The sequence below is a fragment of the uncultured Pseudoalteromonas sp. genome (assembly GCF_963922945.1).
GTDB lineage: Bacteria > Pseudomonadota > Gammaproteobacteria > Enterobacterales > Alteromonadaceae > Pseudoalteromonas.
This window is the reverse complement of record NZ_CAWUKC010000017.1, coordinates 42,315-51,821: the sequence shown is the minus strand read 5'-3', so window position 1 is coordinate 51,821 and position 9,507 is coordinate 42,315. Positions and strand designations below refer to the sequence as shown.

7 protein-coding genes are annotated in these 9,507 nt (G+C 42.2%); 1 reads left to right on the top strand and 6 read right to left on the bottom strand.

The window, feature by feature from the left end; all coding sequences use genetic code 11:
• Positions 1-421: 421 nt before the first annotated feature.
• Genes argH through argC form a run of 5 tightly spaced genes read right to left on the bottom strand, consistent with a single transcriptional unit; the run spans position 422 to position 6,255 of the window.
• The gene (gene argH / locus AABI99_RS06040) at positions 422-2,287 is read right to left on the bottom strand and encodes an argininosuccinate lyase (protein ID WP_338364437.1); all 1,866 of its coding nucleotides are present in this window, start codon (positions 2,285-2,287) and stop codon (positions 422-424) included.
• 51 nt (positions 2,288-2,338) lie between these two features.
• Positions 2,339-3,541, bottom strand: a complete 1,203-nt coding sequence (locus AABI99_RS06035; RefSeq protein ID WP_286246342.1) for an argininosuccinate synthase — start codon at positions 3,539-3,541, stop codon at positions 2,339-2,341.
• Positions 3,538-4,470: an ornithine carbamoyltransferase gene (locus tag AABI99_RS06030; RefSeq protein ID WP_338364434.1), complete on the bottom strand. Its 933-nt coding sequence runs from the start codon at positions 4,468-4,470 to the stop codon at positions 3,538-3,540. The genes AABI99_RS06035 and AABI99_RS06030 overlap by 4 nt, the downstream gene beginning before the upstream one ends.
• Before the next feature lie 7 nt (positions 4,471-4,477).
• Complete coding sequence (gene argB / locus AABI99_RS06025) at positions 4,478-5,245, bottom strand: acetylglutamate kinase (protein ID WP_338364432.1); 768 nt, start codon at positions 5,243-5,245, stop codon at positions 4,478-4,480.
• A complete protein-coding gene (argC, locus tag AABI99_RS06020) occupies positions 5,245-6,255 on the bottom strand; it encodes an N-acetyl-gamma-glutamyl-phosphate reductase (protein WP_338364430.1) in 1,011 nt (336 codons plus the stop codon). Before argC ends, argB begins: the two co-directional genes overlap by 1 nt.
• A gap of 218 nt (positions 6,256-6,473) precedes the next feature.
• On the opposite strand from argC, the gene argE reads away from it, so the two are divergent.
• Positions 6,474-7,625, top strand: a complete 1,152-nt coding sequence (gene argE, locus AABI99_RS06015) for an acetylornithine deacetylase (protein ID WP_338364428.1) — start codon at positions 6,474-6,476, stop codon at positions 7,623-7,625.
• A 77-nt stretch (positions 7,626-7,702) separates the two neighbouring features.
• Here the strand turns inward: argE and panP are convergent, their stop codons facing one another.
• A complete protein-coding gene (gene panP / locus AABI99_RS06010; RefSeq protein WP_338364427.1) occupies positions 7,703-9,331 on the bottom strand; it encodes a pyridoxal-dependent aspartate 1-decarboxylase PanP in 1,629 nt (542 codons plus the stop codon).
• Positions 9,332-9,507: the final 176 nt, after the last annotated feature.

Here is a 9,507-nt window from a genome sequence, read left to right as displayed (position 1 = left end):
GCCTCTTGAGAGAAGCTTACTGTATCAGATTGTAGGGTTTTAGGGCTAGCATTTTGTTCTGTTGCAGGCTGTAATTGTTGTGTTTTATTGTACGCTTGCATTTGTAACTGGCTATTAGCTGAAACTTGCATGTAATTGATCCTTATAAAAGTTTTGATAATTTCTGGTATGATATTTAACCACACCATTATATAGGTAATTGCATTACCTGTCTTAAGCAGTGATAGCTATTTTGCTATCTGACTTATATAAAGCAACCAGCGTGCCAATATTTTTTGACACCTATAAAATATGTGCTACCAACACGCATTTATCAAAACTAAGCTGAAATCTTAATTAAACGCCAAACTCATCTGACCAGCATATTATACACATAAAAAAACGCACAGGGGTAACCGTACGTTTTTTATATCCAGGGAAATTAAGCCACGTATTTACACGGGATCTCCGCACGTGTACTTGGCTTTAAAATATATTCCATTGCAACTTCGTCGCAGTTTTCTTTACGAAGGCAAAGCTCGCAATCTTTCATTACTTTCTCTGGTAACGATTCTTTGCTACAAAAAGTAAAACGTTGCTGTTCAAAAAAATCTGGCACACGGGTTAATACAATCACACGGTTAAGCGCCAATTTTTTGGCTTTTGCTAATAGGTGCTCTACAAGCTGCCTACCCTGTCCTGTTACCGCACTTTGTGGATCTATGCCTAAAGAGCGTATTTCGGCAAGGCCCGTATCGTAAATGTACAGCGATGCACAGCCCGACACTTTGCCGTCTATTTCTGTTACTGCAAATTCGTTAATTGAATGCACCATGTCGCTTTTTGCACGCGGCAAGTTTTCGCCAACGGTTGCCCAATGCTGTATCAGCCGAGCAATATCTTCAACATCATCTAAATTTGCGTCACGAACCGTTATTTGCAGTTTTTTTTTGGCGTCTTTTACTGCTTTAGTCACTTGTTCAACTGAGGTACCGCCAAGGGCTTGACGCGCTTTAATACAGGCATCTATTTCAAGTACTGGGTAAACGTCATCTTCAAATACGTCATTAACTGACTTGTACTGCTCAAGCGAAAGCTCCTCTAGGGTTTTACCTTCGCTTATAGCAAGCTGCACAAGTACACCCACAATGTGGTGGCCTTCTCTAAATGGCACACCTTTAGCTACTAAGTAATCGGCAAGCTCAGTTGCATTAGCATGGCCACCTTTTGCCGCTGCAAGCGTTTTATCGCCGTTTACTTTTACGCCTTTAATACACGCTTGCGCCATGTGAATACAGGCAAGCCACGTTGGCATAGCATCAAAAAGACCTTCTTTGTCTTCTTGCATATCTTTATTGTACGCAAGCGGGAGTGCTTTTAAGGTCATCATCATAGCGCTAAATGCGCCAAATACGCGACCAGTTTTACCACGAATAAGCTCTAGCGCATCAGGGTTCTTTTTCTGCGGCATTAACGACGAGCCAGAGGTAACATTATCTGCAAGCTCTATAAATCCGGCTTCACCAGAGTTATAAAATATTAAATCTTCAGCCATACGCGATAAGTGAATCATCGAAATAGAGGCACAGCTTAAAAGCTCTACGACAAAATCACGGTCAGATACGCCATCAAGGCTGTTTTTAGTTGCGCCAGTAAAACCTAGGCCTTGCGCCAACGATTGGCGATCAATTGGGTAGGCAGTACCAGCGAGTGCGCCACTGCCTAGCGGGCAAAAATTAAAACGTGCTTTGGCATCTTGTAAGCGGCTTTCATCACGCTCTAGCATTTCTACATAAGCCATACACCAGTGGCTAAATAATACCGGTTGAGCACGTTGTAAGTGAGTGTAGCCTGGCAATATAGTGCCCAGCTCACGCTCAGCTAACGCCACAAATTCAGCTTTTAGTGCAGCAATAGCAGCAAGTAGATGATCGGCTGTATCGCGGCACCATAATCTAAAGTCGGTAGCTACTTGGTCATTACGGCTTCGGCCTGTGTGTAGCTTTTTAGCTAAATCGCCTACTTTTTCGATTAATGCAGCTTCTACGTGCGAGTGAATGTCTTCTGCACCTGAGGTTGCCACTGCTTGTGGATCTGCTTTTACTTCTTCAAGCAATTCATTAAGTGCTGCAACTAACTGTGTGTGCTCATCGCTTGTAAGAACATTTACTTGCTCAAGCGCACCTGCCCATGCCACAGAGCCAATAATGTCTTGCTCTGCTAACTGATAATCGAACGGAAGTGAGTCGTTAAATTGTTTAAACGCCTCATCTGGACCCGTAGAAAAACGTCCGCCCCATAATGCCATGAAATCTCTCCAAACCCTGTAATGCCCCTTATGCAAGGGGCTATAAATAATTTACTTTTTAGCCATTGCTGAAATTCTGCTCGAAAGCGAGAATAAACGAATAAAGCCTTCAGCATGTGACTGGTCATATACGTCGTCTTCACCAAAGGTAGCAAAGTCTTCGCTGTATAAGCTATTAGGTGATTTTTTCTGAACAGCGGTTACTTGGCCTTTGTAAAGCTTAAGTACCACTTCACCTGTTGCTAGTGTAGAAAGCGCTTCTGCACCGGCTAAAATAGAGTCTTTTAGTGGTGTAAACCAACGACCGTCATAAACTAAATGCGAAAATTCACCGCCCAGTACTTCTTTCCACTTACGGCTTGATTTATCAAGCACTAGCTCGTCAATGGCTTGCAGTGCCGCCATAATCACGGTACCGCCTGGTGTTTCGTAACAGCCGCGCGATTTCATGCCGACTAAACGGTTTTCAACAATATCTACACGGCCAACCCCATGTGGTGCTGCAATGTCGTTTAATTTAACTAAACAGTCGTAAGGTTTAAGCTCTTCACCATTTACTGCAACCACCTCGCCTTCAACCACTTTTAGAGTGACGAGTTCTGATTTATCGGGTGCTTGCTCTGGAGAGTTAGTCCACGTCCACACTTGGTCGCTCGGCTCACACCATGGGTCTTCAAGCTCACCACCTTCGTGCGAAATATGCCATGCGTTAGCATCACGGCTGTAAATTTTTGTTGCAGATGCAGAACACGGAATATCACGCTCAGCTAAGTAATCTAATAATGATTCACGGCTTGATAAGTCCCACTCACGCCACGGCGCAATGACTTTTAAATCAGGTGCAAGTGCAGCAAAGCACGACTCAAAACGAACTTGGTCGTTACCCTTACCAGTACAACCATGCGAAAGTGCATCAGCACCTACTTTACGTGCAATTTCAACTTGCGCTTTAGCAATGATTGGACGCGCCATAGAGGTACCTAATAAATAAGTACCTTCGTAAATAGAACCCGTTTTAAGCGTTGGGTAAATGTAGTCACTTACCATTTCATCTTTTAAGTCAACTACGTAACACTCTGATGCACCTGAAGCGATAGCTTTTTCTTCAACGCCCTCAAGCTCTTCAGCACCTTGGCCTACATCGGCAACAAAGGCAATAACCTCACAACCGTAGTTTTCTTTTAACCATGGCACGATAGCCGACGTATCAAGACCACCTGAATAGGCTAAAACGACTTTTTTAATTGAACTCATAGGTGTTCCTTAACAAAATTTGGATTTAGTAATGTAACTAGCAGAGCATTTTGCGCATGCATACGATTTTCTGCTTGTTGAATAATTTTTGATGCTGGGCCATCCATTACCTCTGAGGTAATTTCAAATTCACGATGTGCCGGTTGGCAATGTAATACCGTAGATGCACCTGTTTGATTTAGCAAAGCTTGATTTAGCTGATACGGCATGTATTTTTCTTTAACTTGCTCTAGAGGCGTGTCATCCCCCATAGAAACCCACGTATCTGCATATAAAGCATTCGCTCCGACAGCGGCCTCTACGCGGTCACTAACCATGACTGAAGCGCCGTTCATAGCTGCAATTTGCTCTGCCTTTTTAAGAATTTGCGAATCAGGCGAGCTACCTTTTGGTGTAACCGCAACAAAATCAGTGCCAAGGGTCGCTGCGAGTAGCATAAGTGAATGGGTCACATTATTACCTTCACCTAAATAAGCCACTTTTAGCTCGCTTACATCGCCGTGTACTTCTTGAAGCGTTAAAAAATCAGCCAACGCTTGGCATGGGTGATATAAATCACACAAGCTATTAACTACAGGTACACTCGAGTACTCACCCAATGTGGTTAATGTGCTATGTTGGTTTACACGCGCTACAATACCATCAGCCCATGTAGAAATATTAAGCGCAAAGTCTTTTACCGATTCACGTGCGCCCATAGCGCCATTTTGCTGGTCTAAATAAACAGCATGGCCGCCTAAACGATTAATACCAATATCAAACGATAAACGCGTACGTAAGCTTTGCTTTTCAAATAACGTAACAACCGACTTACCCGCTAATACTTGGCTGTATTTTTCTGGGTTTGCTTTTAAATCACGCGCAAGCTTTAATAAATTAAGTGCGCCTTGTTGGTCTAATTCTAGACCCGTTAAAAAATTTTCTAACATGATAACCTTATGGTGTAATCTTTGTTCCGACATGCTCGCCTTGTAGCAAAGCTGTTAAGTTTTCTGGCTTTTGCCAGCTGGAAATATACACACCGCGTCGTAAGTGTTGGGCAGCGTGCAGGCTGGTCTTAACTTTGACCTCCATTCCGCCCAAAATTACCCCTTCATCAATTAAAGTATCAATGTGTTTTGTGTCAAGTTGATGTAGCGGTTGCTTGTTTGCATCAAGTACCGCTTCAACATCTGTCATAAATATTAGCTCTGCGTTTAAGTTGCTAGCAATCGCTGCCGCAGCTTCATCGGCATTTACGTTATACCAATTGCCTTGCTCATCAAAGCCGATTGAGCTCACAATAGGTAGGCGACCCAGCTTAAGTAAATCATTAACAATTGAATCATCATTACTTGTGCATTTACCTACTTGACCAAGTGCTTTTAGCTTTTGCGAAGCGCTAACACCGGCTTCATAAAGGCTTAAACCCACAGGTTTGTGCCCTGCATTAATAGCTTGGCTTACCAGTTGTTTATTAGCACATCCAGCTAAAGCACCAACAATGTATGGCATTTGCTCACTTGGGCTAATGCGTAGGCCCTGATGTTTTGCACTAGCAAATCCAGCTTGTTGTAGCCATGTATCAACTAACGAGCCACCACCATGCACTATCACAAACTGATTATTTTGATCTGTGCTTAATACATCAAACAACGCTTTTGCTGCGTTATCAGTATTAAGGACAGCACCACCTAATTTAATTACCCACGTTTTAGTGCTCATTAAAAGGCTCCTTTTAAGCCAGTGGTGTGATCTAAATTCATCGATAAATTAATACACTGCAACGCTTGGCCTGCAGCACCTTTTAATAAATTATCAATCGCTGCTATAACAATTAACTGCGAGCCTTGTTGCTGCCACCCAATATCAACATATGGCTGCTTTGCTACGCTTTTAATAGACGGTACTTTGTCGCCTAACAAACGAATCAATGGCTCATTTTCAAGTACTTTATAAGCATCAGAAACGTTTTCCTTGGTAACGCCTGGCTTAAGCTGTACATAGATAGTTTCTAAAATTCCACGCGGGAAACTACCTAAGTGCGGTGTAAATAACACTTTGTGGCCAAGGTGTTGTTCAATTTCAGGCCCGTGGCGATGGTTAAATAAACCATACGGGGCAAGCGATACTTCACAAAAGTGAGTACCTACGCTGGCTTTGCGACCTGCGCCAGTAACACCCGAAACAGCATTAATAATGACTTTTTCATCACTCAATAACCCAGCCTGTTGCAACGGCTTTAGCGCATTAAGTGCAGCGGTTGGGTAACAGCCAGCTACTGCTACAAGGTTTGCATTGGCAATCGCTTCGCTATTCCACTCAGCTAACCCGTAGGCCGCATCGTTTAGTAGCTCAGGATGTTGATGCTCGAAGCCATAGTAAGTGACGTAGTCGTCATTACTAGCAAGGCGGTAGCCGCCAGATAAATCAAATACTTTTTTACCCATGGCTAAAAACTGCGGGGCTAAATCAACACTTACTTTATGATCAGTACATAAACAGATGTAATCAGCGCTAGTGCTAATATCATCAAATGCAGCATCACTTAGAGGTAATAATGGCAAGTCCAGTAATCCATTATGCTCTGGGTATAAATCACTTAATAATTTATGTTTATCTAAACTTCCCTCAGATACATAACAGCCCGATAAAGTTAAATTAGGGTGCTTAGCAACTAAACTTGCTAATTCTGCGCCGCTGTAACCGCTTGCGCCAATAATCACTACATTCATTTGTTACTCGTTTATCAATTTACTACTAAATAGGGGTGGTGTTCGCTTACACTAGCTAAAGTGCCAGCTAATACTTTTCTTAATGAATTGTTGATTATCGTCGCATTATCTTCATGGCTATACTTAATATATTTATGCTTAAAAAGTGAATTGATATTCATCATAAATACTTTTATATTGTTATGCAATTAAATTGAATAATTATTTTGGATTTTTTTATGTCTTTGCCGTCATTTATCTCAATGTACCAACAACTCATTGCAGCCCCTTCTATTAGTGCAATAGAAGATGAACTTTGTATGAGTAATAAGGGTGTAATAGAGTTGCTAGCACAGTGGTGTGAAAGCCTTGGTTTTACATGCGAAATTATAGAGTTAGAAGGCGGTAAAGGCCGTTACAATTTATTAGCCAAGCGCGGCCAAGGCGATGGCGGTTTAATGCTTGCAGGGCACACCGATACGGTACCGTTTGATGATAGCCGCTGGAACCACGATCCGTTTAAACTAACAGAGCACAATAATAAATTGTATGGATTGGGTAGCATTGATATGAAAGGCTTTTTTGCTTTTGTGCTGCAAGCCATTAGTGAACTTGATGAAAAGCAACAATCACAGCCTATTTTAATACTTGCCACTGCCGATGAAGAAACCACCATGGCGGGTGCGCAACAAATTTGTAAGCACCCTAATTTAAAACCTTCTCGCTGTATAATTGGCGAACCTACTGATATGACCCCTGTATTTACTCACAAAGGGCATATGAGTACCGCTATAAGAGTGGTTGGCCGTTCAGGCCATAGCTCCGATCCCGAACGTGGTCTTAACGCCATCGAAGTAATGCATAAAGTGATTACAAAATTGCTGTTCTTGAAAGAGCAGTTAAAGAATAAATATTCAGTTGAACATTTTGAAATACCCTACCCTACATTAAACTTAGGTAATATTCATGGTGGTGATAACGCAAACCGCATTTGTGGGTGTTGTGAAATGCACATAGATATGCGCCCACTCCCCGGGTTAAGCATTAAAGACCTACAAGCTTTACTTATTGATGCCACCAGCGATATCAACGCGCAATACCCAAACGCAGTGAGCGTGATTGATTTACACGACCCCATTCCTGCTTTTAGTGGTAGCACCGACAGCGCACTGGTTAAAATGGCAGAAAAAATTGCAGGAGAAAAAGCTGTTGCAGTTAACTATTGCACAGAGGCGCCGTTTATCCAGCAACTCGGTTGTGAAACAATAGTCATGGGGCCTGGTTCAATTAATCAAGCTCACCAACCTGATGAATTTTTAGCAATAGAGAAGATAAACCCATCGCAAAAAATTATAACTGACATTATTAAAGCAAATTGCTTTACCGCTTAAAAAAGTCGATATTAAAAACTAACAGCATAAATAACAAAGGCGCCAACTGGCGCCTTTGTTTTAGGTATACCTAAGCGTCACTGCATATACTTACTTAAGTATTTTTTAAATACAGGGTCTGTTTTTGCAAGCTCTTTTTGCTCAGCTAAAATCTCTTTTAATATAACACCCGATGTTAACGGGTTAGCCAATACCACTCTAAATACCACTGTCGGTTGATTGCCATACTTTGAAGGTGTTAAACGAGTACGCGATACAAACGAGCGCCCTGATTCACGTTGGCGTTTTTGCATACTGGCAGTAAAGCGATTGAGCGAGGCAAAAATATCCATGCGTGTTTTTTCATCGGCTTCAGCAATGGCTTGCTTAATTTGTTTGGGCACATAACGGTATGTAAGCAAGCACAGCTCCGGCTCTGAAATCAGTTCAAAGTCTTCATCAGCTTTAATTAAATCAGCAAAGTAATGTGCTTTTTTGATACTGCGATCAATCAGCATTTCGTAACCTTTGCGGCCAATAACGCGTAAGCAAGCATGTACTAACATAGCCATACCTGGGCGGCTGCCCTCGAGTGTATGGCTTCCTAAATCTTTTGAACCTTTACGTAATATGTACTCTGCATGGTGCTCTATTGCATCCGTAGCGGTTGGGTCTTTAAATAACACCAAGCCTGCGCCCATTGGCACATACATTTGCTTATGTGCATCAATGGTAATTGAATCTGCGCGCTCAATTCCTTTTAATAATGAGCGATGCGTTTGCGATAAAAGCGTTGCTCCACCCCACGCGGCATCTACATGAAAGTGGCAATTTATTTCTTGCGCTAAATCGGCCATATCATTAAGTGGGTCAATATTGCCGGTCTCAGTTGTGCCCGCAACCCCAACAATGGCCATCACTTTTATGCCTTGCGATTCAAGCTCTAAGGCTTTATCGCGCATGGCATTAACATCGACCTTGTTATTTTCGCAGGTTTTTACACCAATTAAGTTTTCACGGCCAATACCCAGTAAGTCTATTGATTTACCTAAAGAGTAATGTCCTCGCTCCGATACTAAAACTGCCAATCCTTTGTAGCCATAATGCAGCATACCGGCAACGAACCCTTGTGCGGCAATGCCTTTAAAGCTACCGTCGGGTTTTAATAAGCGGTTTCGCGCAATCCACAGTGCCGTTATGTTTGCAACTGTACCACCAGAACAAAATGCCCCCAGTGAGGTTTTAGCACTGTGCATCCATTTAGAATAAAACGAATCATCTTGGGAGTAAGCTAAATGGTGCATCATGCCAAGTACTTGGCGCTCTAAGGGTGTAAACGCTTTAGAGGTTTCTATTTTTACTAGGTTTTGATTAAGCCCAACCATTAACTTAGAAAGGGGCAATAAAAAGTGCGGCAGCGCCGATGTCATATGCCCAATAAAACTAGGCGCAGCGGTATGCACCGAATGAGCAACGAGCTGCTCCATAATATCTTGAGCATAAGCTGATACAAAAGTTGGGTTTTCGGGGATCACCGCAGCCTGAAAATCTTTCTCAATTTCGTGTAGAGGTTTTTCAATTGCCGCTATATTCTCGTTTAAAAAACCCGCTAAATTACTCGAAATTTCCAGCTCAATTTTGCTTAAAGTTGAGTCTGGCGCTTCAGGCACTGTAAATATACGCTTAAGACTTTCTTTAGAGGCGACGGCACAACGCTTTTGATCCATCTTTATACCTAGTGTGTGTAGCTAAAACACGCATTTAACGCTAAAAATGCCAAACTGTGGCCTTATTATAAGCAGCGTGCTTCTTTAAAAAATTGCGCTAACTTTACTGCAATATAAATAAAATGTCTCCCTTTAAGCTATAAAAGCGACTAAACGGATGACAAAAATGCGAAAAT

What these genes read in the sequence shown, in the direction of transcription:
- argH (WP_338364437.1), bottom strand. Translation starts at nt 2,287, where the DNA reads ATGGCATTATGGGGCGGACGTTTTTCTACGGGTCCAGATGAGGCGTTT.
- AABI99_RS06035 (WP_286246342.1), bottom strand. Translation starts at nt 3,541, where the DNA reads ATGAGTTCAATTAAAAAAGTCGTTTTAGCCTATTCAGGTGGTCTTGAT.
- AABI99_RS06030 (WP_338364434.1), bottom strand. Translation starts at nt 4,470, where the DNA reads ATGTTAGAAAATTTTTTAACGGGTCTAGAATTAGACCAACAAGGCGCA.
- argB (WP_338364432.1), bottom strand. Translation starts at nt 5,245, where the DNA reads ATGAGCACTAAAACGTGGGTAATTAAATTAGGTGGTGCTGTCCTTAAT.
- argC (WP_338364430.1), bottom strand. Translation starts at nt 6,255, where the DNA reads ATGAATGTAGTGATTATTGGCGCAAGCGGTTACAGCGGCGCAGAATTA.
- argE (WP_338364428.1), top strand. Translation starts at nt 6,474, where the DNA reads ATGTCTTTGCCGTCATTTATCTCAATGTACCAACAACTCATTGCAGCC.
- panP (WP_338364427.1), bottom strand. Translation starts at nt 9,331, where the DNA reads ATGGATCAAAAGCGTTGTGCCGTCGCCTCTAAAGAAAGTCTTAAGCGT.